This is a genomic window from Streptomyces yongxingensis (assembly GCF_055597465.1).
In genome coordinates, this window is record NZ_CM145717.1 from 9,335,769 (window position 1) to 9,360,121 (window position 24,353).

Annotated in this window: 22 protein-coding genes and 1 pseudogene; 11 read left to right on the top strand and 12 right to left on the bottom strand. The window is 72.0% G+C overall.

Annotated elements, in window-relative coordinates:
• Window positions 1-126 precede the first annotated feature (126 nt).
• Window positions 127-1,104, top strand: coding sequence for an ROK family protein (locus ACZ6TD_RS39960; protein WP_471346025.1), 978 nt, complete (start codon window positions 127-129; stop codon window positions 1,102-1,104).
• 361 nt (window positions 1,105-1,465) lie between these two features.
• On the opposite strand, the gene ACZ6TD_RS39965 is transcribed toward ACZ6TD_RS39960, so the two are convergent.
• Complete coding sequence (locus ACZ6TD_RS39965; RefSeq protein WP_471346027.1) at window positions 1,466-3,475, bottom strand: NPCBM/NEW2 domain-containing protein; 2,010 nt, start codon at window positions 3,473-3,475, stop codon at window positions 1,466-1,468.
• Between the two features lie 261 nt (window positions 3,476-3,736).
• Between ACZ6TD_RS39965 and ACZ6TD_RS39970 the strand changes: the two genes are divergently transcribed.
• The 4 genes from ACZ6TD_RS39970 to ACZ6TD_RS39985 all read left to right on the top strand — a co-directional run bounded on the left by ACZ6TD_RS39970 (window position 3,737) and on the right by ACZ6TD_RS39985 (window position 8,136).
• Window positions 3,737-5,020, top strand: a complete 1,284-nt coding sequence (locus ACZ6TD_RS39970; RefSeq protein ID WP_471346029.1) for an ABC transporter substrate-binding protein — start codon at window positions 3,737-3,739, stop codon at window positions 5,018-5,020.
• A gap of 12 nt (window positions 5,021-5,032) precedes the next feature.
• Window positions 5,033-5,947 (top strand): carbohydrate ABC transporter permease, encoded by a 915-nt coding sequence (locus tag ACZ6TD_RS39975; RefSeq protein WP_385207945.1) that lies wholly within the window; start codon window positions 5,033-5,035, stop codon window positions 5,945-5,947.
• Window positions 5,944-6,864 (top strand): carbohydrate ABC transporter permease, encoded by a 921-nt coding sequence (locus ACZ6TD_RS39980; protein WP_471346032.1) that lies wholly within the window; start codon window positions 5,944-5,946, stop codon window positions 6,862-6,864. Before ACZ6TD_RS39975 ends, ACZ6TD_RS39980 begins: the two co-directional genes overlap by 4 nt.
• Before the next feature lie 237 nt (window positions 6,865-7,101).
• A complete protein-coding gene (locus ACZ6TD_RS39985) occupies window positions 7,102-8,136 on the top strand; it encodes an NUDIX hydrolase (RefSeq protein WP_471346034.1) in 1,035 nt (344 codons plus the stop codon).
• A gap of 57 nt (window positions 8,137-8,193) precedes the next feature.
• Here ACZ6TD_RS39985 and ACZ6TD_RS39990 read toward each other — a convergent pair whose 3' ends face one another.
• The gene (locus ACZ6TD_RS39990; protein WP_471346036.1) at window positions 8,194-9,555 is read right to left on the bottom strand and encodes a M20/M25/M40 family metallo-hydrolase; all 1,362 of its coding nucleotides are present in this window, start codon (window positions 9,553-9,555) and stop codon (window positions 8,194-8,196) included.
• Window positions 9,556-9,724: 169 nt separating this feature from the next.
• Here ACZ6TD_RS39990 and ACZ6TD_RS39995 point away from each other — a divergent pair, with 169 nt between their 5' ends.
• The 3 genes from ACZ6TD_RS39995 (at window position 9,725) to ACZ6TD_RS40005 (ending at window position 13,487) form a co-directional block, all read left to right on the top strand.
• Window positions 9,725-10,930 carry a geranylgeranyl reductase family protein gene (locus ACZ6TD_RS39995; RefSeq protein ID WP_471346037.1) on the top strand — a complete coding sequence of 402 codons (1,206 nt, stop codon included), beginning with the start codon at window positions 9,725-9,727 and terminating at the stop codon, window positions 10,928-10,930.
• A 632-nt stretch (window positions 10,931-11,562) separates the two neighbouring features.
• A complete protein-coding gene (locus ACZ6TD_RS40000; RefSeq protein WP_471346039.1) occupies window positions 11,563-12,798 on the top strand; it encodes a sensor histidine kinase in 1,236 nt (411 codons plus the stop codon).
• A gap of 23 nt (window positions 12,799-12,821) precedes the next feature.
• A complete protein-coding gene (locus ACZ6TD_RS40005; protein ID WP_470014222.1) occupies window positions 12,822-13,487 on the top strand; it encodes a response regulator transcription factor in 666 nt (221 codons plus the stop codon).
• Between the two features lie 98 nt (window positions 13,488-13,585).
• On the opposite strand, the gene ACZ6TD_RS40010 is transcribed toward ACZ6TD_RS40005, so the two are convergent.
• The 5 genes from ACZ6TD_RS40010 to ACZ6TD_RS40030 all read right to left on the bottom strand — a co-directional run bounded on the left by ACZ6TD_RS40010 (window position 13,586) and on the right by ACZ6TD_RS40030 (window position 17,468).
• Entirely contained in the window at window positions 13,586-14,503 is a 918-nt protein-coding gene (locus tag ACZ6TD_RS40010; protein WP_471358466.1) for a DUF2797 domain-containing protein, read from the bottom strand.
• The gene (locus ACZ6TD_RS40015) at window positions 14,503-14,745 is read right to left on the bottom strand and encodes a DUF6332 family protein (protein ID WP_471346040.1); all 243 of its coding nucleotides are present in this window, start codon (window positions 14,743-14,745) and stop codon (window positions 14,503-14,505) included. The genes ACZ6TD_RS40010 and ACZ6TD_RS40015 overlap by 1 nt, the downstream gene beginning before the upstream one ends.
• Before the next feature lie 6 nt (window positions 14,746-14,751).
• Window positions 14,752-15,282 (bottom strand): DUF4442 domain-containing protein, encoded by a 531-nt coding sequence (locus ACZ6TD_RS40020; protein WP_471346042.1) that lies wholly within the window; start codon window positions 15,280-15,282, stop codon window positions 14,752-14,754.
• 141 nt (window positions 15,283-15,423) lie between these two features.
• Window positions 15,424-16,158 (bottom strand): maleylpyruvate isomerase family mycothiol-dependent enzyme, encoded by a 735-nt coding sequence (locus tag ACZ6TD_RS40025; protein ID WP_471346044.1) that lies wholly within the window; start codon window positions 16,156-16,158, stop codon window positions 15,424-15,426.
• Between the two features lie 53 nt (window positions 16,159-16,211).
• Window positions 16,212-17,468 carry an MFS transporter gene (locus ACZ6TD_RS40030; protein WP_471346045.1) on the bottom strand — a complete coding sequence of 419 codons (1,257 nt, stop codon included), beginning with the start codon at window positions 17,466-17,468 and terminating at the stop codon, window positions 16,212-16,214.
• A gap of 17 nt (window positions 17,469-17,485) precedes the next feature.
• On the opposite strand from ACZ6TD_RS40030, the gene ACZ6TD_RS40035 reads away from it, so the two are divergent.
• On the top strand, window positions 17,486-18,715 hold the full coding sequence (locus tag ACZ6TD_RS40035; protein ID WP_471346046.1) for an ROK family protein: 1,230 nt from the start codon (window positions 17,486-17,488) through the stop codon (window positions 18,713-18,715).
• Window positions 18,716-18,921: 206 nt separating this feature from the next.
• Here ACZ6TD_RS40035 and ACZ6TD_RS40040 read toward each other — a convergent pair whose 3' ends face one another.
• On the bottom strand, window positions 18,922-19,509 hold the full coding sequence (locus ACZ6TD_RS40040; protein ID WP_471346049.1) for a DUF4865 family protein: 588 nt from the start codon (window positions 19,507-19,509) through the stop codon (window positions 18,922-18,924).
• Between the two features lie 229 nt (window positions 19,510-19,738).
• Here ACZ6TD_RS40040 and ACZ6TD_RS40045 point away from each other — a divergent pair, with 229 nt between their 5' ends.
• Window positions 19,739-20,041, top strand: a complete 303-nt coding sequence (locus ACZ6TD_RS40045) for an SHOCT domain-containing protein (RefSeq protein WP_471346051.1) — start codon at window positions 19,739-19,741, stop codon at window positions 20,039-20,041.
• A 390-nt stretch (window positions 20,042-20,431) separates the two neighbouring features.
• Here ACZ6TD_RS40045 and ACZ6TD_RS40050 read toward each other — a convergent pair.
• A pseudogene (locus ACZ6TD_RS40050) lies at window positions 20,432-20,887 on the bottom strand (ATP-binding protein); the annotation flags it as partial.
• 184 nt (window positions 20,888-21,071) lie between these two features.
• Window positions 21,072-21,407, bottom strand: a complete 336-nt coding sequence (locus ACZ6TD_RS40055) for a hypothetical protein (protein ID WP_020873483.1) — start codon at window positions 21,405-21,407, stop codon at window positions 21,072-21,074.
• 152 nt (window positions 21,408-21,559) lie between these two features.
• Here ACZ6TD_RS40055 and ACZ6TD_RS40060 point away from each other — a divergent pair, with 152 nt between their 5' ends.
• The gene (locus ACZ6TD_RS40060) at window positions 21,560-22,708 is read left to right on the top strand and encodes a PLP-dependent cysteine synthase family protein (RefSeq protein WP_471358468.1); all 1,149 of its coding nucleotides are present in this window, start codon (window positions 21,560-21,562) and stop codon (window positions 22,706-22,708) included.
• 81 nt (window positions 22,709-22,789) lie between these two features.
• Here the strand turns inward: ACZ6TD_RS40060 and ACZ6TD_RS40065 are convergent, their stop codons facing one another.
• On the bottom strand, window positions 22,790-23,260 hold the full coding sequence (locus ACZ6TD_RS40065; protein ID WP_471346053.1) for an SRPBCC family protein: 471 nt from the start codon (window positions 23,258-23,260) through the stop codon (window positions 22,790-22,792).
• Between the two features lie 24 nt (window positions 23,261-23,284).
• On the bottom strand, window positions 23,285-24,130 hold the full coding sequence (locus ACZ6TD_RS40070) for a DeoR/GlpR family DNA-binding transcription regulator (protein ID WP_471346055.1): 846 nt from the start codon (window positions 24,128-24,130) through the stop codon (window positions 23,285-23,287).
• Between the last annotated feature and the right edge of the window lie 223 nt (window positions 24,131-24,353).

The window sequence follows — 24,353 nt, forward strand, 5'->3', positions numbered from 1 at the left end:
TGGTCGTCGTGGGGGAGGGAGTGACGAGCATAGCCCCTGGACAACGTTGTCAGCGCCGGGAAGACTATTGCCGCACACCGAACACGCCCCTGCCCACCAGCATGCCCACCAGGAGAGTCGACACCTATGCCACGTGACCTCATCGCCGCACTGGACATCGGCGGGACCAAGATCGCGGGCGCTCTGGTGGACGGGAGCGGAAAGCTGGCCGTACGGGCCCGCCGCGCCACCCGCGCCCAGGAGGACGGCGCCACGGTGATGCGCCAGGTCACCGCCGTGCTCGAGGAACTCGCGGCCACCGCGCACTGGTCGCGGGTCGCCGCCGTCGGCATCGGCAGCGCGGGCCCCGTGGACGCCTCCGTGGGCACCGTCAGCCCCGTCAACATCCCCGGCTGGCGTGACTTCCCGCTGGTCGCCGGGGTCCGGGAGACCACCGGCGCGCTGCCGCTGTCGCTGGTCGGCGACGGGCCGGCGATGACGGCCGCCGAGCACTGGCAGGGCGCGGCGCGCGGCCGTAAGGGCGCGCTGTGCATGGTGGTCTCCACCGGCGTGGGCGGCGGGCTGGTCCTGGGCGGCCGGCTGCACCCGGGCCCGACCGGAAACGCCGGGCACATCGGCCACATCAGCGTGGAGCTGAACGGCGACCCGTGCCCCTGTGGCGGACGCGGTTGCGTGGAGCGGATCGCCAGCGGCCCCAACATCGCCCGCCGCGCGCTGGACGGCGGCTGGCGCCCGGGGCCGGACGGCGACACCAGCGCCGAGGCCGTCGCCGCCTCGGCGCGGGCCGGAGACCCGGTCGCGCGGGCCTCCTTCGAACGGGCCGCCCAGGCCCTGGCCGCCGGCATCGCCGCGACCGCCGCGCTCGTCGAGATCGAGGTGGCGGTCATCGGCGGCGGCGTGGCGGGCGCCGGGGACGTGCTCTTCGCGCCCCTGCGGCGCGCCCTGCGCGACTACGCGACCCTGTCGTTCGTCCAGGGGCTGGAGGTCGTCCCGGCGCAGATGGGCACCGACGCGGGGCTGGTGGGCGCGGCCGCCGCGGCGGCGCAGGAGGCACGGCTGGAGGGGTTCGGCCCGGCGGCGGGTACACGTCCCACCGGCGACTGAGGCCCCATCGTCACCGTCCGCCCCCCGACCCGCTGTCGCGGCCGCCACCGTCGCGCTCATCGGCGGCGGGCTGACGTACGCGCTGGTCGGAGGCGATGGCCACACCACGGCGTCGGGGCGGACGAAGGATCCGCCGAGCGAGCCGGCGGGCCCGGGGAAGATCGCCGCACCGGGCGGCGGAAAGGCGAGCGCCACGGCCGGGCAGGGCGTGAGCGTCGTCTACGTCAAGGGCGGTGACAATGACGAACCCCTTCCCGGGCCGCCCGAGTGCTGAGCCCGGGACGGCCACGGGAAGGGGCGGATCTCATCGGTGGATCTCGGCGGAGTGGAGACGTCTCAACCTGGTGGCCTCAGCGGGGGTTCAGCAGGCGAAGGCCGCGTCGGCCCAGTCCCCGTGGTCGCTGGTGACCCCGTCCCCGCCGTCGGTGACGACCAGGCGGACCGTCTTCGCCCCGCCGATGGCGGCGTCGAGGGCGGTGGCCGGATCGGCGTTGGTCAGCGTCTTCGACGATGCCACCTTGGCGTCGTCCGCCCAGACCTCGAAGCCGACCGTCCCGGCGGTGCCCTCCTCGTCGTCCACGCCGACCTGCGCGGTGAAGCGCGAGCACCGGCCGCCGGTGTAGTACGTGACCTCACTCGGCGCGTGCACGCCCAGACCCTTGTCGTACGTGGTGCCGCCGAGGGTGAGCGGATGGCCGTCACCCGCATCGTTCTCGCCGACGCTGGTGTTCTTCTCCACCGGGCCCCAGCCGTTGAGCGCGCTCAGCCAGGGCAGATCGCTCGCGTACGAGTCGCCGGACGGCGGAGCGACCACCACATGGACCGCCGAGACCAGCCGCGCGGTGGCCCTGTCGCCTCCGGGTGAGCGGTAGTCGGCGCTGACCGTCAGGTCGTACGCACCGGGCGCGGCACCGGCGGGCGCGGTCACCTGCCAGCGCGTGGCCAGCTTCGAGCCGCTGGGCAGCGAGGCGGCCCGGGTCGGGGAGGTGGCCTTGATCCGCCAGCCGTCGGGGCCGGTGAGCCGGACCGAGACCTGCTGGGCCGGGGTGCGGCCGAGGTCGGTGAGCGCGGTGTCGACCTGGGCCGCGGCCCCGGCCTCGGTCAGTGCCGTGCCGTCGAGGCCGAGTTCCGTGGCGGGCGGGTAGGCGGCCCAGCGGGTGTCGGCCGAGGCCCGGTAGAGCACGGTGCCATGGGCCGGGACGGTGGCCGAGATGGCTCCGGCGGTGTTGTAGTCCTTGTGCGCCCACAGGTCGCGCAGCCGGTACCCGGTCGCCCGGGGCAGCCCGACCCCGGTCGCCGTGGTGGCGATGTGCTGCGGCCGGTCGGTCTCGTTGAACAGCGCGACGGCGCGGCTGCCGTCCGCCATCTCCTTGGCGATGACCCAGCGCCCGCCCTCGGAGGAGAGCACGGTGCCCTGCTTGCCCAGCGGGTCCTGATCGACGGCGATCACTTCGCGATTGCCGAGGATCTCATAGGTCTCGTCGCCGGCCTTGCGCAGATCGGTACCGATCAGCAGCGGTGCGGCCATGACCGACCACAGCGAGAAGTGGCTGCGGTACTCGGTGGCCGTCATCCCGCCGTTGCCGACCTCCAGCATGTCGGGGTCGTTCCAGTTGCCGGGTCCGGCGTACTTCGCGAGCGGCAGGTTCTGCTTGGCGATCGACAGCATGCTGCCCCAGCTGTCGCTGATGTCGCCCGTGGTCCGCCACAGGTGGCCGACTTCCCCCGCCCACTCCCAGGGCTTGTTCTCGCCCCATTCGCAGATGCTGTAGACGATGGGGCGGCCGGTGGTCTCGGTCGCGGCCTTCAGGGCGTCGCGCATGGTGCGGTAGCGCTGCTTGGCGTCGACACCCTGGTTATTGCAGTTGTCGTACTTGAGGTAGTCGATGCCCCAGTCGGCGAACTGCTGGGCGTCGGACTTCTCATGGCCGAGCGCCCCGGGGAAGCCGGCGCTGTTGCAGGTCTTGGTGCCCGCGCTGGTGTAGATGCCGATCTTCAGTCCCTTGGAGTGGACATAGTCGGCGACGGCCTTGATGCCGTTCGGGAAGCGGACCGGGTCCGGGACGAGCTTGCCGTTGGCATCGCGCTGCGGCAGCGCCCAGCAGTCGTCGAGGTTGACGTACTGGTATCCGGCGTCCTTCAGCCCCTTGGCCACGAAGATATCGGCGATGCCCTTGACCATCGCCTCGTTGAACTCCGCGCGGCAGTGGGTGGAGTTCCAGTTGTTGAAGCCCATCGGAGGGGTGAGGGCGAGCCCGTCACCGGGCGCGGCGCCCGGGGCGGAGGCCGATGGGGTGACCTCGGCGGGGTGCGAGGGCTGGGCGACGGCCGGGAGGGCCAGGCCGACCGTGGCCAGCAGGCCGGCGCTCATTGCTCCGATGACTCTTCGTCTCGCGGGTCGAAAACAGCGGTGGCGCACGATGCGGGTCCTCCGTTCTCAACGGGGGTGACGCAGTGTCATGGCTGCGTCACATGCGAGCGTTTACGGTAGACCCTGTTGGAGTCTGTTGGAAGAGATGCGATAACAGTTGTTCGATATCTCGTCAAAACCCTTGACGGTTTGCCTGGCCGCCGGGTGAGATCCCCTCACTCGCGTTCGGTTGTGTTTGATTGAACCTCTGTGGAGGGGCACATGGCACCGTCATCGTCAGGACATCCGATCTCCCGCCGTGCGCTACTACGAGGTACCGCGGCCGGAGCCGGCGCGGTCGCCCTTCCGACGCTGCTGACCGCCTGCGGTGGTCCGGGCAACGAAGTGAAGATCGGCTCCAATGCCTCCGACGCCGTCCCCCGCAAGGCGTTCGCCGAGGTGTTCGACGCGTACGAGAAGAAGTCGGACAAGAAGGTCAAGGTCAACACCGTCAACCACGAGGCGTTCCAGGAGGGCATCAACCGCTATCTGAAGGGCACCCCCGACGACGTCTTCATGTGGTTCGCCGGGTACCGCATGCAGTTCTTCGCCGAACAGGGACAGCTCGCCGAGATCAGCGACCTCTGGAAGGGCTTCGACGGCTTCTCGGACGCGCTCAAGGCGCAGTCCACCGGTAAGGACGGCAAGCAGTACCTCGTGCCGTACTACTACTATCCCTGGGCGGTCTTCTACCGGAAGAGCGTCTTCGCCCAGCACGGCTACGAGGTTCCGAAGACCTTCGACGAGTTCCGGGCGCTCGCCAAGCGGATGGACAAGGACGGCCTCGACGCCATCGCCTTCGGCGACAAGGACGGCTGGCCCGCCATGGGGACCTTCGACTATCTCAATATGCGGGCCAACGGCTACGACTTCCATATCTCCCTCATGGGCGGCAAGGAGTCCTGGACGGATCCCAAGGTCCGACACGTCTTCGACCTGTGGCGCGGATTGATGCCGTACCACCAGAAGGGCGCCAACGGGCGGACCTGGCAGGAGGCCGCCCAGAGCCTGGCGCAGAAGAAGTCCGGTATGGCGGTCTTCGGACTGCCCCACCCCGGGCAGCAGTTCTCCGCCGCCGACCGCGACGATCTGGACTTCTTCCCCTTCCCCGAGATCGACTCCGCCTACGGGCAGGACGCGGTGGAGGCGCCGATCGACGGGTTTCTGCTGGCGAAGAAGTCCAAGCGGCAGAAGGAGGGCAAGGAGCTGATGAAGTACCTCGCCACCCCCGCCGCCGAGGAGATCTACCTGAAGCGGGACCCGAACAACATCGCCGTCAACGACAAGGCGTCCACCTCGTCGTACAACGCGCTGCAGAAGAAGGCCGTCGACCTCGTCTCGAACGCCAAGCAGATATCGCAGTTCATGGACCGCGACACCCGGCCGGACTTCGCGTCCCAGGTGATGATCCGGGCCATTCAGCAGTTCATCAACAAGCCGAACGACATCGACAGCCTCACCAAGGACATCGAGTCCCAGAAGAAGACCATCTTCGCCAGCGACTAGGAGATTCGCGCCGTGCCGCTCACGACCGCGCGGCGTGCCAAACGGCGGGGTCCGCGGAGATTCACCTCCCGCGACCTCGCCGTCATCGGCGTGCTGCTGGGCATACCCATCCTGCTCGACCTGGCCCTGATCTGGGGCCCGACCCTCGCCTCCATCGGCCTGTCCTTCACCAGCTGGGACGGGATCGGCGATATCCACTGGGTGGGCATCGACAACTACAAGACGCTCTTCACCGACTATCCGCCGTTCTGGCCCGCGGTCCGCAACAACCTGCTCTGGGTGGCCTTTCTCGGCTTGGTCGCGACGCCCTTCGGACTGCTGCTGGCCGTACTGCTGGACAAGGGCGTCCGGTTCAGCCGCTTCTACCAGTCCACCCTCTATATGCCGGTGGTGCTCTCCCTCGCCATCGTCGGCTTCATCGCACAGTTGGTCTTCTCCCGTGACCAGGGTGCGCTGAACGCGATCCTCGCCAACAAGAACGACCCCGTGGACTGGCTCGGAGACCCGGACCTCAATATCTGGATGGTGCTGCTGGCGGCCGCCTGGCGGCACACCGGGTATGTGATGATCCTCTATCTGGCCGGGCTGAAATCCGTCGATCCCTCGCTCAAGGAAGCGGCCGCGATCGACGGCGCGAGCGAGACCCAGACCTTCTTCCGGGTGGTGCTGCCCACTCTGCGCCCGGTCAACATCATCGTCGGCGTCATCACCGTGATCGAGGCATTGCGCGCCTTCGACATCGTCTACGCCATCAACCACGGCCGTAACGGGCTCGAACTGCTCTCGGTGCTGGTCACCGACAACATCATCGGCGAGGCCAGCCGGATCGGGTTCGGCTCCGCGATCGCCGTCGTCCTGCTGACCGTGTCCCTGGGATTCATCGTGACCTATCTGGTCCAGGAGCTGCGAGGGGGGAAGAAGGGATGACCGTCACCACTCCGCCCGCCCCCGTACGGACCGTGGCCCCGGTGACCGGCACCGGCAAGCGCCGGGTGACCCGTGGCCGGCTCGGGCTGCACGCCTTTCTGATGGTCGTGTCGCTCGCCTTCCTCGCCCCGCTGCTGCTCGCCATCTACGCCTCGCTGCGGCCGTACGAGGAGACCGCGAAATACGGCTATTTCTCGCTGCCGCGCCATCTGTCGTTCGACTACTACGCCAAGGCGTTCAATGACTCCGGGATGGGCAAGTACTTCGTCAACTCGCTCATCATCGCGGTGCCCGGAGTGCTGTTGACGCTGTTTCTCGCCTCGTTCGTCGCCTTCTGTGTGACCCGGCTGAGAATACGCGGCGGGCTGGTGCTGCTGATGGTGTTCACGGCGGGCAATCTGCTGCCGCAGCAGGTCATCGTCACCCCGCTCTATGTGCTCTTCACCAAGATCAATCTGCCCTATTGGATGTCGGACTCGATGACGATGTACGACTCCTACTGGGCCGTGCTCGCCGTTCAGGTCGCCTTCCAGGTGGGATTCTGCGTCTTCGTCCTCGCCAACTTCATGCGCACCATTCCCGATGAGATCGTGGAGGCGGCGCGGGTGGACGGGGCGGGGGTCTGGACGCAGTACTGGAACATCACGCTTCCGCTGTGCCGGCCCGCGCTGGCCGCGCTCGCCACTCTGCAATTCACCTGGATGTACAACGACTTCCTGTGGGCGCTCGTCTTCATCTCCGACGGCGACAAGCTGCCCATCACCTCCGCGCTCAACAATCTGCGCGGCCAGTTCTTCACCGACTACAACCTGCTCGCGGCGGGCTCGGTGATCGTGGCGCTTCCCACGGTGCTGGTCTTCCTGCTGTTGCAGCGCCACTTCATCGCCGGACTCACCCTCGGCGCCAGCAAGGGCTGATACGACAGGGGTCACTGTGGCTCACGTGGCCACGGTGACCCCTGTGGCACAAGGGCCACACGATCCCCGACCACGCGCCGTCGCCCAGCCCGGACCGGCCCAGCCCAGCCCAGCCCAGCCCCGCGTCCCGCGCCCGACCGCTCCGGAGCGACGCGATCCGTCACTCGGTCGTCTTCGCGCGTTTCCGTGGCAGGGTGATGCGGGCAACTGTCAGGAGGCGATGGAATAGGGGGAAATGTGATCGTCTGGCTGAACGGTGCGTTCGGTGCGGGTAAGACCTCCGCGGCCCGCGAATTGGTGGACTTCATGCCCGGCAGCACGTTCTACGACCCGGAGCTGGTCGGTAACGGTCTGCGGATGATGCTCCCGCGGAAACGTCTTGAACAGGTGTCCGACTACCAGGATCTGCCCTCCTGGCGCCGACTGGTCGTGGACACCGGAGCGGCGCTGATCGCGGAGGTCGGCGGCCCACTCGTGGTCCCGATGACGGTCCTCAGACAGGAGTACCGGGATGAGATCTTCGGCGGCTTCGCGGCCCGCCGCATCCCCGTACGGCATGTTCTGCTGCACACCGATGAAACGATCCTTCGCGAGCGCATAGCCGAGCGCGAGGAGATACCCGGGGACGCGGACGCGAGCGAGTCCGTACGCCAGTGGTGCCTGGCCCATCTCGCGCCCTACCGGGCGGCCCTGACCTGGCTGACCACCGACGCCCATGTCGTGGACACCACCGGGCTCACCCCGCGCCAGACCGCCCAGCACATCGCCGACGCCGTCCGCGAGGGCGCCGGGATCTGCGACATCGTGCAGACCCCGGAGCCGAGGGCGGAGACGCTGGCCGCCGGGGTCCTGCTCTTCGACGAGGAGGACCGGGTGCTGCTCGTCGACCCCACCTACAAGCCCGGCTGGGAGTTCCCCGGCGGCGTCGTCGAGCCGGGCGAACCCCCGATGTGCGCCGGGGTGCGCGAGGTCACCGAGGAGCTGGGGGTACGGCTGGACGAACCGCTGCGGCTGCTGGTGGCCGACTGGGAGCGCCCCCAGCCGCCCGGCTACGGGGGCCTGCGGCTGCTCTTCGACGGCGGCAAGCTCTCCAGCGCGGCCGCCCGGGAGGTGCTACTGCCCGGCTCCGAACTGCGCGGCTGGCGCTTCGTCACCGAGAGCGAGGCCGCCGCGCTGCTGCCGCCGGTGCGGCTGAGCCGGCTGCGCTGGGCGCTGCGCGCCCGTGAGCAGGGCCGCCCGCTGTATCTCGAAGCGGGCGTCCCCACGGGCTGATCACGCCGGCCCAGCCCGTGGGGCCGCCCGCTGACCGGGTGCGAGGTGGAGCGGGGCTCAGCTCTTGCCCGCCGCGTACATCCCCAGGAACAGCGCCTCGGTGAGCGAGAGCTTCTCCAACTCCTCCGGCGAGACGCTCTCGTTGACCGCGTGGATCTGCGCCTCCGGCTCGCTCAGCCCGATCAGCAGGATCTCCGCCTCCGGGTAGAGCGAGGCCAGCGTGTTGCACAGCGGGATCGAGCCGCCCTGTCCGGCGATCGCCATCTCCTGGCCGTCGTACGCCAGGCGCATCGCCTCCCGCATCGCCGCGTAGGCCGGGCTCGTGGTGTCCGCGCGGAAGGGCTGGCCCTGGCCGATCTGCTCCACCGACAGCCGCGCGCCCCACGGCACCGAGGACCGGAGGTGTTCGGCGAGCAGCCGGTTGGCCTCGGCCGCGTCCACGCCCGGCGGCACCCGCAGGCTGATCAGCGCCCGCGCGCCCGCCTGGACGGACGGGGTGGCGCCGACCACCGGCGGGCAGTCGATGCCGAGCACGGTGACCGCCGGGCGCGCCCAGATGCGGTCCGCGACCGTACCGGAGCCGATCAGCCCGACCCCGTCGAGCACCTTGGCGTCCTTGCGGAACTCCTCGTCCGGATACTGCAGCCCGTCCCACTCGGCGTCCGCGTCGAGCCCCTTGACGGTGGTGGAGCCGTCCTCGGCGCGCAGCGAGTCCAGGACGCGGATCAGCGCGGCGAGCGCGTCCGGGGCCGCCCCGCCGAACTGGCCGGAGTGCAGATTGCCCTCCAGGGTCTCCACCGAGACCCGCAGCAGCGTCATCCCGCGCAGGGTGGCCGTGACCGTCGGCAGCCCGACCCGGAAGTTGCCCGCGTCGCCGATCACGATGGTGTCGGCGGTCAGCAGCTCCGGATGGGCCTCGGCGTAGCGCTCCAGACCGCCCGTGCCCTGCTCCTCCGAACCCTCCACGATCACCTTGACATTGACCGGGACCCCGCCGTTCGCCTTGAGCGCGCGCAGCGCGGTGAGATGCATGATCACGCCGCCCTTGCAGTCCGCGGCGCCGCGGCCGTACCAGCGGCCGTCGCGCTCGGTCAGCTCGAAGGGCGGGGTGTGCCAGGCGTCCTCGTCCAGCGGGGGCTGCACGTCGTAGTGCGCGTAGAGCAGCACGGTCGGGGCACCGGCCGGACCCGGCAGGAAGCCGTAGACGGACTGGGTGCCGTCGGGGGTGTCCAGCAGCGCCACGTCCTCGAACCCCTCGGCGCGCAGGGCGTCGGCGACCCACCGGGCGGCGGCCTCGCATTCGCCGGGCGGGAACTGCGCCGGGTCCGCCACCGACGCGAAGGCCACCAGCTCGGCCAGCTCGGCCCTGGCGCGCGGCTGCAGGGCGGCGACGGTGGCGGCCAGAGGCGCCTTCTCCATGGGGGACCCTCCTGGGGTGCGACGGGCCGGCGGCGGGATGCGCGGCGATGGGCACGTATGTACGGCTTGAGACCGCGTGGCCGATCATCCCACAGCGGGGTCATCCACCGGGGAGCCGTAGGATGCCGGGTAGGCGCATCAGGTCGGTCGATTGGGAGCGGATCCACACGTGAGCAGCGACAACGCAGCCCCGGACAATGAGACGGTATGGGACGTCGTCGTGGTGGGCGCGGGCCCCGCGGGTGCCTCCGCGGCCCATGCCGCCGCCTGCGCCGGGCGCCGGGTGCTGTTGTTGGAGAAGGCCGAGCTGCCGCGCTACAAGACCTGCGGCGGTGGCATCATCGGCCCTTCGCGCGACGCCCTCCCGCCGGGTTTCGAACTGCCGCTGCGGGAGCGGGTGCACGCGGTCACGTTCTCGCTGAACGGCAAGCTGTCCCGCACCCGCCGCTCCAAGCACGCGCTCTTCGGGCTGATCAACCGGCCGGAGTTCGACGCGGCCCTGGTCGACGCCGCCAAGGACGCGGGAGCCGAGGTCCGTACGGGCGTCGCGGTCAGCCGCGTCGAACAGCACGGCCCGGCCGTGCCCGACCGGCGCACGGTCGCCGTGGTGCTCTCCGACGGTGAGACGGTGCTGGCCCGGGCCGTGGTCGGCGCGGACGGCAGCGCGAGCCGCATAGGCGCGCATGTCGGCGTGAAGCTGGACCAGGTGGATCTCGGCCTGGAGGCGGAGATCCCCGTTCCGGAGACCGTCGCGGAGGACTGGGCGGGCCGGGTGCTCATCGACTGGGGCCCGATGCCGGGGAGTTACGGCTGGGTCTTCCCCAAGGGCGACACCCTGACCGTCGGTGTCATCTCGGCACGCGGCGAGGGCGCCGGGACCAAGCGCTACCTGGAGGACTTCATCGCCCGGCTCGGCCTCGCCGGATTCGAGCCGAGCATCTCCTCCGGCCATCTGACCCGCTGCCGCGCCGACGACTCGCCGCTGTCGCGCGGCCGGGTCCTGGTGTGCGGCGACGCGGCCGGGCTGCTGGAGCCGTGGACCCGCGAGGGCATCTCCTACGCGCTGCGCTCGGGCCGGCTCGCGGGGGAGTGGGCGGTGCGCGTCGCCGAGGCGCACGACGCGGTGGACGCCCGCCGTCAGGCCCTGAACTACGCCTTCGCGATCAAGGCGGGGCTCGGCGTGGAGATGGGCGTCGGCCGCCGACTGCACACGGTCTTCGCCCGCCGCCCCGGGATGTTCCACGCGGCGATCACCGGCTTCCGCCCGGCATGGCGCGCCTTCACGAAGATCACCCGCGGCACCACCACGCTGGGCGACCTCGTCCGCACCCACCCGGCCGCCCGCCGCGCCCTGGCGGCGATGGACCGGGGCTAGGACAGGGCTAGGACGTGTCCGACGGATCGTGACGCCTGCGGCGGGCTGTTCCGCGCCCCTTCCCGACACCTGACGCTATGCGGCTCCGCCGCGTGCGGGACTCCGCCCCAGCCCCCGGGGTCCAGGGGCGGAGCCCCTGCCAGGCGGCGGAGCCGCATAGCGTCCGCGGGAAGGGGCGGGGAGGGGGAAGCGACGCTATGCGGCTCCGCCGCGTGGTCCGCCGGACACCGCGTAGGGTTCGGCTTCGGTCGCGTCGGGCTGATCTTCGCGGGGCTGCGACGGCCATGCCGGGGCGTCCCGCCCGTACGGGAAGAAGCGGAGCTGGCGGGGACGGGCGACGTGAGGGCCCTGGCGGGCATGCTGGGCGACCTGCTGCCCGTGCGCGTGTTCGCACGGCTCGTCGCCGGGTGTCGGCGGTGTTCGGTTCCAGCTCTCCCCACGTCCGCCGCGCTCTGGCGGGGAGGCGGACTCGGCTCCGTCCTGTCCCGCGATCGGTGTCGGACCCGGATACGGACCCACTCGCGGTGGTCATGGCTGCCCGGCAGGGCATGGGCGCCTACTCCGCCGGGAGTAGGCGCGGGCACCGCGCAGGGGGGACGCCGGGGGCGTCCGGCCGGTTTAGCGTTGCCCGTATGCACGGATTCACGGGGGAGCACGGCCCGGGGCAGCGGCCAGGCGGATGGTGGCGCGGGGCGCGCTTCGACCCATCGCGTTCGGCCGTACCCTGGCGCTCCTCGGTCGCCATCGCCGCCATCCAGCTGGTGGGCACCGGGTTCGCCGCTCACGATCAGCCCGACCGGATGGGCCTCGGGCCCGGGAGCGCCGCGCTGCTGCTCGCCGGGCCCGCGCTGCTGCTCGTGCGCCACCGCCGCCCCGGGACGGTCGTGGTCGGCACGGCGGCGGTGACCGCCGTCTACCTCGCCGCCGGATATCGGTACGGGCCCGTCTTCCTCAGCGTTGTCGTCGGCTGTGTGGCGGCCATCGTGGCCGGGCGGCGGATCGCCGCGTGGAGCGCGCTCGGGCTGCTGTGGGGGAGCCATCTGCTCGTCGGCCACTGGCTCTACCGCTGGCTGCCGCCGGGCGGTGACGGGCCCGTCGGATGGGGGCAGGAGCTGGCGGTCACCGCCTGGGCCATGGCGATCGTCGCCGCGTCCGAACTCGTCCGCGTACGGCGTGAGCAGTGGGCCCGGGAACGGGCCGAACGGGAGGCGGCGGCGCGGCGCCGGGCGGACGAGGAGCGGCTGCGGATCGCCCGCGAACTGCACGACGTCCTCGCCCACAGCATCTCGGTCATCAACGTCCAGGCGGGCGTCGGGCTCGCCCTCCTCGACCAGGACCCCGAGCAGGCCCGCACCGCGCTGACCACCATCAAGGCGGCCAGCAAGGAGGCGCTGGGCGAGGTCCGCCAGGTCCTCGACACCCTGCGGACCTCCGGCTCCGGCGCGCCCGGCGCGGCGCCCCGCTCACCCGCGCCCGGCCTGGACCGGCTGGCGGAGCTGACCGGGCAGGCGGCGGACGCGGGGCTCGCGGTGCGGGTGGACGTGGACGGCGTACGGACGGCCCTGCCGCCGGGAGCCGATCTCGCGGCGTTCCGTATCGTGCAGGAGGCGCTGACCAACATCGTCCGCCACTCCGGCTCCCGGAACGCCCATGTGCTGCTGCGCTATGCCCCCGGTGAGTTGGAGCTGCGGGTGGACGACGACGGCCCCGCGACCGGGGACGGGGCGACGGGCGGCGGCAACGGCCTGGTCGGCATGTGCGAGCGGGCCGCCGCGCTCGGCGGCACAGTGGAGGCGGGCCCCCGCCCGGACGGCGGCTTCCGCGTCCGGGCCCGGATCCCGTTCAAGGGTGGGAGGAAGACCCCATGAGGGATGAGGACGGGCCCGAGCCCGTGATCCGTGTCGCGCTCGCCGACGACCAGCTCCTCGTCCGCGCCGGATTCCGCGCCCTGCTGGCCGCGCAGCCGGACATCGAGGTGGTCGGCGAGGCGGCCGACGGGGAGCAGGCGCTGGCGCTCGTACGGGAGCGGCGCCCCGATGTCGTCCTCATGGACATCCGCATGCCGGTGCTCGACGGCCTCGCCGCCACCCGCGGGATCACCGGGGACCCGGCCCTCGGCGAGGTGAAGGTGGTCATGCTGACCACCTTCGAACTCGATGAGTACGTCTTCGAGGCGATCCGCTCCGGCGCCTCCGGCTTCCTGGTCAAGGACACCGAACCGGATGAGCTGCTGCGGGCGGTGCGCGCGGTCGTCGGCGGCGACGCGCTGTTGTCGCCGGGGGTGACCCGCCGGCTCATCGCCGAGTTCGCGGCCCGCTCCAGGGAGCCCGCGCCCGCGGCGGCGCTGGCGGAGCTGACCGAGCGCGAGCGCGAGGTGATGGCCCTGGTCGGCATGGGGCTGTCGAACCAGGAGATCGCCCGGCGGCTCGTGGTCAGCCCGTTCACCGCCAAGACCCATGTGAGCCGGACGATGGTCAAATTGGGCGCCCGGGACCGCGCCCAACTCGTCGTGCTCGCCTATGAGTCGGGCCTGGTCCGGCCGGGCTGGCTCGGCTGAGCGAGGCTCCGCGGTCCGGGCTTCGTATCTCCCGGCCCCTCGCCCGGATGGGCCCTCCGCCCCCAGGACAGCCCCTCCGCTCAGAACAGCCCCTCCGCTCAGAACAGCCCCTCCGGGGCCTCCGCTTCCCGCTCCCGCTGCGCCACCGGTGCCGTCGTCGGGGCATCCGCCGCGGCCGCCGCCAGCGGCCAGCCCGCCAACTGCCGGGTGTCCAGCAGCAGGGCCCGGCCGTCCGTCGAGGTCAGGTGGATGTCCGGGCCCGCCACGGCGTCGATACGACCGGCCACGGTGGCCTCGGGGACGAGCCGGACCAGCCCCGGCGCGGGGCGCACCCGGTCCAGGTGGAACGCCGCGTCATGGTGCACCGGCTCGAACGGGGCCAGGGCCAGCGACTCCGGCAGACCGCCGAGGCCGCGCGCCCGCTGGTGGAGCGCGGCGAGGTCGGCGGCACGCCGCTCAGGAGGCGGCGGGGCCTCGCGGGCGGTGCGCTTGGCGGCGTAGGGGAAGCGGTCCGGGACGCCGAGCGCGGTGCCCAGCACGGCCTCGGCGCGGCGCGCGGCCATCAGCGGGCCACGGCCCAGCAGACAGTACGAGAGCGCGGCCTGCTCCAGCAGCCGTGCCCCTTCCCGCTCGGCCGCGGTGATCCCGACCTTGACCAGCTCCGGGCCGAACCAGGCGAGATAGACGTCGTAAGGGCGCGGATCGTCGGTACGGGTGTCGGCGGCCACGGAGTACGAGCGGTCCAGCCGGGCGCAGTCGGGGCACTGCGCCGATACGGCGGAGGCCGGGACCTCGGCCCCGGCCGGGCACGGGGTGTGCCGGGCGCCCCTGCGGACGCCGACGCAGTCGCGCCGGGGGCCGGTGGTGAAGGAGAGCGGGCGGTCCGGCGTCAGCGGGGAGAGCCGTTCCCCCTGGGCCGGATGGCGCCAGACCAGCGCGGGCCCGCCGCGGCCCCAGCGTGCCCCGGCACACTGCCACCGTGCGGGCTGTGGACCCTGGCTCTGGCCCTGGGGCATCAGCGCCGCTGCCGGGAGAAGAGCCACAGCGCCCGCACCAGGCGGACGGCGAATCCGACGGTGGCCACCGCGAAGGCGGCTCCCTGCCAGGCCCTCTCCTGGGCCCGGCCCAGGTCGCCGAAGAGGGCGGGGCTCGCGACCGCCACGTAGAGCACGGCCGCCAGCAGACCGGCCGTGACCAGGGCGAACACTATCTCGATGGTGAGCGCGTCGCGTTCGTCCTGGGAACGGGGTCCGGTCATCTCGTCTCAGCCCTTCGCCTGGTGTCCGGTGGCCGCCGCCGGGTCGGTCCTCCCCGGCGCCGGCTCGCGCTGCCCGTCATGGTGCTTCCGGCGCACATACAGTTGCTTCCGCACGCGTGCCACGACCGTACCGTCCGCGGCGACCACCTCGTTCTCGAACCACGGCAGCGCCTTGCCGCCGTCCGCCGTGGCCTCGCGGATCTCCTCCAGCCGCTCCTCGGTGAGCGTGAAGTCGGCGAACACGTCGCCGCGGCCGGGCGAGACGAAGTCGATCTCGCCGGACTTGTCCCAGACGATGTAGTCCCGGCCGAGCCGTCGCATCACCAGCAGCATCCAGAACGGGTCGCTCATCGAGAACAGCGAACCGCCGAAATGGGTCCCCACGTAGTTGGAGTTGAAGCGGTGCAGCCGCAGCCTGACGCGGGCGCTGCTCCAGTCCTCCGCGAGGTGGACCACCCGCACTCCGGCGAAGAGGTAGGGCGGCCACCAGTTCATCGCGCGGCGCAGTCCGCGCGGCGACATCGATCGACGTGACATGACAGGAAGCTAACACGGGTTATTACTCGCCGGTAACGCCCAGCGGTTGGCGTACCCGAGCGGTGGGCGCGGCCAAGTGGCGCACGTACCCGAGCGGTGGGCGCGCCCCGAGCGGTGGGCGCGCCCCGAGCGGTCGGGAGGTCAGATCCCCGAGTGCTCCCGCCACAGCTCGGCCAGCTTCTCGTCCCCCTCCGTGGTCAGCGCGGTGATCGGCAGCCGGTTCCAGAGCGCGAGATAGAGGTCGCGGGCCGGGCCGCTGAGCTCGCAGTCGGCCGGCCCCTCGCCGTCGCGCTCGGTCCGCGGAGCGTCCTGGGACAGGCGTATCGTCCAGACCGCGCCCTGGTCCGTGGCCCTCACCCGGAGTGTGCGCGGGGTGTCCGTGCGCACCCGGGACCGGTCCAGGCTGTGGAAGCCGGTCAGCAGTTCATCGACCCCGTCGGCCGCGAACTCCGGGGTGAACGGGGAGAAGTCCCCGCCGCGCGCCGACTCCGCGTCGATCCGGTGGATGGCCGTCTCATGGGCCTGGCGCCGGGCCCAGAACGCCAGCGGCGACTCCGAGGGCAGGAAGGTGAAGCACTTCACCTCGGGGTCGGCATGAGTGAGGACGTCGACCAGCCGGCCATGGACCTCGCGGTACCACGCCACCAGCTCGGCGTCGGCCGGTGCCGCCTCGACCGCCGGCCGGACCGGCTCGGTCAGGCCCTCGGCGACGAACCGGGTGGCCCAGCCGTGCACCCGGCCGAGGTGCGACAGCAGATCACGGACGCGCCAGTCGGGGCAGGTGGGCACGGGGGCGTCCGCCCCGGCCTCGGCCGCGGCGTCGGCCAGCAACCGGCCCTCGCGGGCCACGATTTCGATCAACTCGGCAGTCTCCATGGCGGAATCATGCCAGCCGTCTCCGACAACGCCGGGCCGGAACGGGCGGAATGTCAGCCTCCGGCCGTGCGCGCGGCGTTCCGCGTGCCGTACGCGACCACTGCCGCCACGGCGGCCAGCGCCGCGACGGTGGTGAGCGCGACCGGCAGCGAGTACCAGTCGGCGAGGAAGCCGATCGTCGGCGGGCCCAGCAGCATGCCGCCGTAGCCGAGCGTGGAGGCCGCGGCGACCCCGCCCGGCCCGGTCAGCGCGCCCGCCCGCGCGATGGCGACGGGGAAGAGGTTGGCCAGCCCCAGCCCGGTGACCGCGAAGCCGAGGAGCGCCAGCCAGATCGTGGGCGCGAGCGAGCCCAGCAGCATTCCGGCCGCGGCCGTGGCACCGCCCGCGATCAACGTCCTGGTCTGGCCGAGCCGTTCGAGCAGCGCGGTGCCGCTCAGCCGCCCGACGGCCATCATCAGCGCGAAGACGGCGTAGCCCGCCGCGGCGAGCCCGGCGGACGCGTCGAGGTCCTGGTGCAGATGGAGCGCGGCCCAGTCGGCCATCGCGCCCTCGCCGTACGCCGTGCAGAGCGCGATCAGGCCGAACACGGCGACGAGCCACCGGGCGCCGCCCGGCCGCCCTGCGCCGGGGGACGATTCGAGGTCGGTGGCCTGCTCGGACTCGGCCGTGGGTGCCGTGTCGTCCCGCGGCGTGGGCACCGGCAGCGAGATCAGCGTCCGGCCCGCGACAGCCGCGAGCAGCAGCCCGAAGACCGCGAGCAGCGACAGATGGCGGGTGGGGGAGAGATGGTCGGCGATCAGCCCGCCCAGCCCGGCCCCGGCCATCCCGCCCAGGCTGAACGCGGCGTGGAAGCCGGGCATGACCGGGCGCCGCAGAGCGGCGATGAGGTCGACGGCCGCGCTGTTCATGGCCACGTTGAGCGCGCCGAACCCGGTGCCGAAGACCAGCAGCACCAGGCCGAGGGCGAGCGCGGAGTGGGTCAGCGGCGGCAGCGCCACGGAGCCCGCGAGCAGCACACCGGCGGCCACCGTCGTCGGATGGTTGCCGAAGCGGCGGCACAGGCGTCCGGTGGCCATCATCGTGGCCGTACCGCCCGCCGACACGCCGAGCAGCGCCAGCCCCAGCGCGCCCTCCGAGGCGCTCGTCTGGTCCTTGATCGCGGGGATCCGGGCGACCCACCCGGCGAACACGAATCCGTCGAGGAAGAAGAACGCGGTGATGGCGGCGCGGAGTCGGGTGAGGTCGCGATCCGTGGAGACGGAGCGGCGCGCGCCCGGAGTGGCCGTCCTTGTTTTGTTTGGAGTCGGCACAAAGTGAGAATAGAGGCGTGACCCAGACACGGACAAGGCTCGAGCGCGGCCGAAGCGCTCTTGGCCCGGCACTGGCACTCGTCCACACCGGCCGCGCGCCCACCCGCGCCGTGCTCACCGCCGAACTCGGGGTGACCCGCGCGACCGCGGGCGCCGTCGCCGCCGAGTTGGAGGCGCTCGGCCTGATCCAGGTCGACTCGCGGCCGCTCGGGGCCGCCGGGGCACAGGGCCGTCCCTCCCACCGGCTGTCGATCGCTCCCCACGGGCCGGTCGCGCTCGCCGCCCAGGTGCACGCCGACGGCTTCCGCGCGGCGCTGGTCGGGCTCGGCGGGCAGACCGTGGCCACCGCCCCCGGCTGCATGACCGTGCCCGCGGACCCGGCGCATGTCATCGACGCGGTCGTCGAGGCCGGTGCCCGGCTGCTGCGGGAGACCGGCCGCCGCTGTGTGGGCGCGGGGCTCGCCGTCCCGTCCGCGGTCGCCGAACCGGAGGGCACCGCCCTGAACCCGCTGCACGTCGCCTGGCCCGCGGGCGCTCCGGTGCGCGAGCTGTTCAGCCGCAGCCTGGCCGCGGCCGGGATCCGCGGCGACGACGGCGAGCCGGTCACCGGCTTCGCGGGCAATGACGTCAACCTGGCCGCGCTCGCCGAACACCGCCATGGCGCGGGCGGCGGTGCCCAGCACCTGCTCTGCGTCGCCACCGGGCACCGGGGCGTCGGCGGCGCGCTGGTGCTCGACGGACGGCTGCACACCGGCAGCGCGGGGCTCGCCCTCGAGGTGGGCCATCTGACCGTCAATCCCGAGGGCCCGCCCTGCCACTGCGGCAGTCGCGGCTGTCTGGACATCGAGGCCGATCCGCTCGCCTTCCTCACGGCGGCCGGGCGCGACCCGGGCCCGGAGCTGTCCCTGCTGCAGCAGGCCCGCGATCTGCTGCGCGAGGAGTACGCCACGGCGCCGTCCGTAAGGGCGGCCACGGAGCAGCTCATCGACCGCCTCGGCCTCGGACTCGCCGGTCTGGTCAACATCCTGAACCCGGACCGCATCATCCTCGGCGGGCTGCACCGTGAGCTCCTGGAGGCCGACCCGGAGCGGCTGCGCGCGGTGGTGGCGGAACGCAGCCTGTGGGGCCGGAGCGGGGGCGTGCCGATTCTGCCGTGCACGCTGGACCACAACAGCCTGGTCGGGGCGGCGGAGTTGGCGTGGCAGCCGGTGCTGGACGACCCCTTGGCGGCCCTGGGCGCGGGCTGACCCGCCCAGGGCCCGTCGTCAAAGGGGGCGCCCTGCTCCCGACGCCTGGCGCGGCCGCTCGCCGCGTTGTCGCGTCACCCGAGTACGCGCCCAGTACGAGGACGACGCTCCGCCGTGCGATCGACCACACCGGACTCCCCCGGCTACCGCTGGGAGGTGTCCCCTGTTCGCGGCCGGGCGCCCCCTTTGACGATAGGCCCTGGCGGTCACCAGCGCCGCCCCCGGGGGAGCGCGTCCAGGTCCGGGGTCGACAGATGGAGCACCTGGTAGCGGTCGCCGGGCTCCGAGGGCGGTGCCGACTCCTCCCAGAGCGTGAAGTGGATCAGCTCCCAGCCGCGCGGGTCGATGCCGAGGGCCGTGGTGTGGACGCCGTCCTTACGGGCGCGCTCGGCCAGCCGCGCCAGCGCGGCCTCGACGGCGGAGGCGGGGTCGGCGGCGGCCGGGACCGGCTCGGCGTGGCGGGTGGCGGCGCGCGGCGCGCGGCCCGCGGCCGGGCCCCGCTCGAAGGCGAGCCCCTGCCAGTGCTCGACCGGGGGCCTGCCGAAGTCCCGGACGATGCCCTGGAATCCGGGGCCCCACAGAAAGCGGTTCATGGCCTCGGGCGCGGTCCACAGATAGAACGGGGCGTACTGATGGACCGGCGAGCCGTCCACGCCCCGCTCCCGGATCCCGTACGCCTTGAGGCCCAGCCCTGAGAAGTCGTCGAGCAGCGGCCCCTTCGTCTCCACCCGGTGCCGGATGATCTCCATGTCGTAGTCGGCGGGCAGGGTGATCCGGTACTGCATGGCGAGCATCGGTGAACTCCTGTCACGGCGGGGCGGGTGTCCGCATGCGGTCGTTCTCGACCCTTGATCGTACACACTAGTAGGTACAGAAGGAGGCCGCGCCGGTGCGCGTACTCCCCGGGAGGTACCGGAACTGTCGTCGGCCGTACGACGACCAGGGCACCGTAAGGGATTGATCCTCGGGAGTGGCCACGAGACGAGGGCCATGAGAAACCCACTCCCGAGGAGCGCGATCACCATGAACACCCTGGCGCACGGCTTCGCCGACGGCGATGGCCCCGGACCGTGGATTCTGCTCGTTCCGCTGATGTGGTCGCTGGTCGTCGGCGGCGCGGTCTTCCTGCTGCGGCGCGCCGGATGGCGCGGACGCGCCCCCCGGCGGCACGGCCCCGGCCCCGTGGACTTCGGTGAGCGATCGCCGATCGCGGTGCTGGGCCGTCGCTTCGCGGCCGGTGAGATCGACGAGGACGAGTACTGGCGCCGACTGTCGGTCCTGGACGAGCAGTTCGGCCGCCATGCGACGAAGGGCGGGGCCCTCTGACAGAGGAGGCCGGGGCGGCACGGGCCGCCGGGCGTATCCGGGCCGTCCCGCCTCGCTGGAGGCGGGACGCTCGCATGCTCAGCGGGAGGCTGCCGACCGGGCGGCCGCGGGGGCACGCTCGCGCACCGCGGGCGCCGGAGCGGCGGCAGCCGGTGCCGGTGCGGTGGCAACGGCGGGGGCCGGTGCCGCGGCGACGGGTTCGGGGGCGACGGGTGCGGGCGTCGGTGCCGGGGCAACGGGCGCCGGGGTGACAGGCGTCGGTGCCGGGGCAATGGGTGCCGGGGTGACAGGCGTCGGTGCCGGGGCGGCGACGGGCTCGGGTGCGGGCGCCGGGCCGGTGAGGGGCACGGTGGGCGCCGGCGCCGGACGGGAGGCGTCCGTGCGAAGGGGCGGCGCGGTGCGGCCCGTTCCGTGCGACGCGAAGGGCGGCTTGGCGGTGGCGGTGGACCGGGGCACGGCCAGCGTGAACCAGACGACCTTCCCGCTGCCGTCGTCCCGCGCGTGCATCCCCCAGCTCTGGCTGACGGCCGCGACCAGCGCGAGCCCCCTGCCATGGGTGGCGAAGGGATCGCACGCCTGAACGCGAGGCAGTCGCGGATCCTGGTCGCGGACCGAAACGGTCAGCCGGTCCAGCATGAGAACGATCTCCACCGTGCACTGCTTGTCCGGTTCGGCGTGCCGATGGACATTGGTGAGCAGTTCGGTGACGCCGAGCGCCGCCGGGTCGATGAGCGGATCCAGATGCCAGTAGCGCAACTGCGCCGACACGATTCTGCGGACCTGTCCGATCCGCGACGGCAGGGCCTGCAGCTCCACCGTGCAATGCCTGCTAGGACGACTGATCACGGCTGCGACTCCCTGAAGACGTGGGGCTAGCCTGATTCAGATGCGGGCGACGAACACGTTCAGCAGTGGTGGCTGCTGGGCGCGACCGGTGGGACGGTTCTCAGCGTCACCGCTTGTTGACCCTCAGTGATACTGATACTCGTCCAGGGTCGGTCCCACCGCGCGCATGCGCAACTCGGCCGCCTCACCTCTTCGAGGCATGCCCCCGGGCGGACCGGACGGCGTCGAGGAAGCGGCTGGCGGCGCCCGAGCCGGACTTGGCCGAGGTGGACTTGGCGTCCTGCGAGCCGAGGGTGAGGCGGTAACGGGTGCCGTTCACGGTGGCCATGGCCTGGTCCCCGTCCACGAACCAGGGCTTGCTCGCGCGCACCGACTGCACGGGTGCGCTGTCGATCTCGCTGCCGTAACTGGTCAGCAACTGCAGCCTGCCGTCCTTGATCATGACCTGTCCGGCGCGGGTGACCGAGCGCAGGAATCGCTCGATCCGCACTCCCCTGGCGTTGAACTCCGTATCGGCCATCACAACCGCCTCCCCGATGGTTCCGACTGGCACTGTGCCGCCGCCTCTCATTTTCCCTGCTGCGCAGTGTGCCCGTGACCGGCCCCGGACACCAGGGCGCACTGGGGGACAATGAGGATCGAAACGGCATGAGTATGCCACCTGGGCTGGGCATGAGGCACAAGCAGGAGGAGTGGGCGTTGGACGGCACGGCGTGCGGGAGTATCGAGACGATCGACGTGGACCGCAGCGACCGCGGCTACCGCGAGTGGCTGAAGGAAGCCGTCCGTAAGGTGCAGGCCGATGCCCAGCGGTCCGCCGACACCCATCTGCTGAGCTTCCCGCTGCCCGAGCGGTGGGGGATCGACCTCTACCTCAAGGACGAGTCCACCCACCCCACAGGAAGTCTCAAGCACCGCCTGGCACGCTCGCTGTTCCTCTATGGGCTGTGCAACGGCTGGATCCGGCCGGGCAAGCCCGTGATCGAGGCGTCCAGCGGCTCGACCGCCGTATCCGAGGCGTACTTCGCCAAGCTGATCGGGGTGCCCTTCATCGCGGTGATGCCCCGCACGACCAGCCGGGAGAAGTGCCGTCTGATCGAATTCCATGGCGGCCAGTGCCATTTCGTGGACGACCCGCGGACGATGTACGAGGAGTCCGCCGCCCTCGCGGCGGAATCCGGGGGTCACTACATGGACCAGTTCACCTACGCCGAGCGGGCCACGGACTGGCGCGGCAACAACAACATCGCCGAGTCGATCTATCAGCAGCTGCGTCTGGAGCGCTATCCCGAACCGGCATGGGTCGTGGCCACGGCGGGTACCGGCGGCACCTCGGCGACCATCGCCCGCTATGTCCACTACATGCAGTACGACACCCGGGTGTGCGTCGCCGATCCGGAGAACTCCTGCTTCTTCGACGGCTGGGTCCACCACGACGCCCACGCCTCCAGCGACCACGGCTCACGCATCGAGGGCATCGGCCGCCCCCGGATGGAGCCCAGCTTCGTACCCGGCGCGATCGACCGGATGATGAAGGTCCCGGACGCGGCTAGCGTCGCGGCCGTGCGCGCCCTGGAGCGCGCCATCGGCCGTAAGGCGGGCGGCTCCACCGGGACCGGGCTGTGGAGCGCGCTGCGGATCGTCGCGGAGATGGTCGCCGAGGGGCGGACCGGGAGCGTGGTGACGCTGCTGTGCGATCCGGGGGAGCGGTATCTGGACAAGTACTACTCGGACGCGTGGCTCGAGGAGCAGGGGCTGGACATCGAGCCGTATGTGAAGACGCTCGACATCTTCCTCACGACCGGCAACTGGACGGACTGACCTCCGCCCGCACGGCCGCCGCCAGGCCCTCACGGCTGCCGTCACGCCCTTACGGTCGCCGCCTCGCCCTTACGGCCGTCGTCAGACCGCCGCCACCATCCGGTCCAGGTTCCCCACCGCCTGGTGGAACGCGCGCCGCAGACCCGGCCGCATCGCCCGTACGGCACCGCGCAGCACCGCCGTGCCGTCCACCGCGAAGACATAGCGCACCACGGTCCCGCCGTCCGAGGGCCGCAGCGTCCACTCCTCCAGCAGCGCCCGCAGCCCCGGCACATTGGTCTCGTCGACGCGGTAGGCGTAGCGCTCGTGCGGATCCGCCGCCATGACCGTCTCGCGGAAGCGGGTGCCGCCCATGAGGCGGATCTCCCTGCGCTTGCCGCCGTCCGTGGAGCGGGCGTCCCTCACCTGCCGGAACCACCGCGGCCAGCCCTCGACATCGGTGAACGCCTCGAACACCGCCTCCGGAGCGGCCGAGACCTTGGCGACGAAGACGAGCCGCACCGGGGCGGTCTCGGCGTACTCCAGTCCGACGGAACGCAACCGGTGTGTCATGGACACACGATACCTGCCGGGGTGTCAGATGTCTGCGGTGCGGACCGGCTCGCCCGCCACCACCAGCTCCGGCAGATACTCGGAGATCTCCGCCCGCGCCTCCGCCGGCAGCCCCGGGTCCGTGACCAGCGCGTCCACCTGGTCCAGCGAGGCGAAGGAACTCAGCCCCACCGTGCCCCACTTGGTGTGGTCCGCGACCACCACCACCCGCCGCGCGGACCTGACGAAGTGGCGGTTGGTCTCCGCCTCCGCCAGATTCGGCGTGGACAGGCCCGCCTCGACCGATATCCCGTGCACCCCGAGGAACAGCACATCGAAGTGGAGCGAGCGCACCGCCGCGTCCGCGACCGGCCCCACCAGCGTGTCCGACGGCGTCCGCACCCCGCCGGTGAGCACGACGGTGGCCGCCCCCGGGCGCGGGCCCACCCCGCCGAGCGCCGCCGACCGCTGGGCGTTGTAGAACACATCGGCCACCCGGACCGAGTTCGTGACCACCGTCAGATCGGGCACCTCCAGCAGCTGCTGGGCCAGTGCGAAGGCCGTGGTGCCACCGGCCAGGGCGATCGCGGTGCCCGGCGTGGCCATCGCGGCCGCCGCCTTGGCGATGTCCTCCTTGGCGCTCAGCTCGAGGCCCGACTTGGCCTCGAACCCGGGCTCGTACGTGCTCGCCTCGGCCACCGGCACGGCCCCGCCGTGCACCTTCTCCACCACGCCCAGCCGGGCCAGCGCGTCCAGGTCGCGACGAACCGTCATGTCCGAGACATTGAGCTTGCGCGTCAGCTCGTTGACCCGCACCCCGCCGCGCCGCCTGACCTCATCGAGGATCAGGGCACGCCGCTGCTCCGCGAGCAGGTTCTGGTTGTCGCTCACCCTGCCTCGTCTCCCTCCGGTCGGCCCTCGTCGCCCGCGCGTTCATCTTCGCATGAGGCGAGGGCAGCCGAGCGCGGTGCACCCGGGGTTACGATTTCGCCACGCCCGCCCTGTCAGGGTCGGGGAAGGTGGCCGATGGGCACAATCCTGGAGCCAGAACGACCGCACCACACCGGATCGGGGGACACGGTGCCATCGACCATGCGTACGGACACACCGGCCG

Bases quoted from the DNA above. Each gene is read 5' to 3' on its own strand.
- ACZ6TD_RS39960 (WP_471346025.1), top strand. From the start codon at position 127: ATGCCACGTGACCTCATCGCCGCACTGGACATCGGCGGGACCAAGATC.
- ACZ6TD_RS39965 (WP_471346027.1), bottom strand. From the start codon at position 3,475: ATGAGCGCCGGCCTGCTGGCCACGGTCGGCCTGGCCCTCCCGGCCGTC.
- ACZ6TD_RS39970 (WP_471346029.1), top strand. From the start codon at position 3,737: ATGGCACCGTCATCGTCAGGACATCCGATCTCCCGCCGTGCGCTACTA.
- ACZ6TD_RS39980 (WP_471346032.1), top strand. From the start codon at position 5,944: ATGACCGTCACCACTCCGCCCGCCCCCGTACGGACCGTGGCCCCGGTG.
- ACZ6TD_RS39990 (WP_471346036.1), bottom strand. From the start codon at position 9,555: ATGGAGAAGGCGCCTCTGGCCGCCACCGTCGCCGCCCTGCAGCCGCGC.
- ACZ6TD_RS40000 (WP_471346039.1), top strand. From the start codon at position 11,563: ATGCACGGATTCACGGGGGAGCACGGCCCGGGGCAGCGGCCAGGCGGA.
- ACZ6TD_RS40010 (WP_471358466.1), bottom strand. From the start codon at position 14,503: ATGCCCCAGGGCCAGAGCCAGGGTCCACAGCCCGCACGGTGGCAGTGT.
- ACZ6TD_RS40015 (WP_471346040.1), bottom strand. From the start codon at position 14,745: ATGACCGGACCCCGTTCCCAGGACGAACGCGACGCGCTCACCATCGAG.
- ACZ6TD_RS40020 (WP_471346042.1), bottom strand. From the start codon at position 15,282: ATGTCACGTCGATCGATGTCGCCGCGCGGACTGCGCCGCGCGATGAAC.
- ACZ6TD_RS40025 (WP_471346044.1), bottom strand. From the start codon at position 16,158: ATGGAGACTGCCGAGTTGATCGAAATCGTGGCCCGCGAGGGCCGGTTG.
- ACZ6TD_RS40040 (WP_471346049.1), bottom strand. From the start codon at position 19,509: ATGCTCGCCATGCAGTACCGGATCACCCTGCCCGCCGACTACGACATG.
- ACZ6TD_RS40045 (WP_471346051.1), top strand. From the start codon at position 19,739: ATGAACACCCTGGCGCACGGCTTCGCCGACGGCGATGGCCCCGGACCG.
- ACZ6TD_RS40055 (WP_020873483.1), bottom strand. From the start codon at position 21,407: ATGGCCGATACGGAGTTCAACGCCAGGGGAGTGCGGATCGAGCGATTC.
- ACZ6TD_RS40060 (WP_471358468.1), top strand. From the start codon at position 21,560: ATGAGGCACAAGCAGGAGGAGTGGGCGTTGGACGGCACGGCGTGCGGG.
- ACZ6TD_RS40065 (WP_471346053.1), bottom strand. From the start codon at position 23,260: ATGACACACCGGTTGCGTTCCGTCGGACTGGAGTACGCCGAGACCGCC.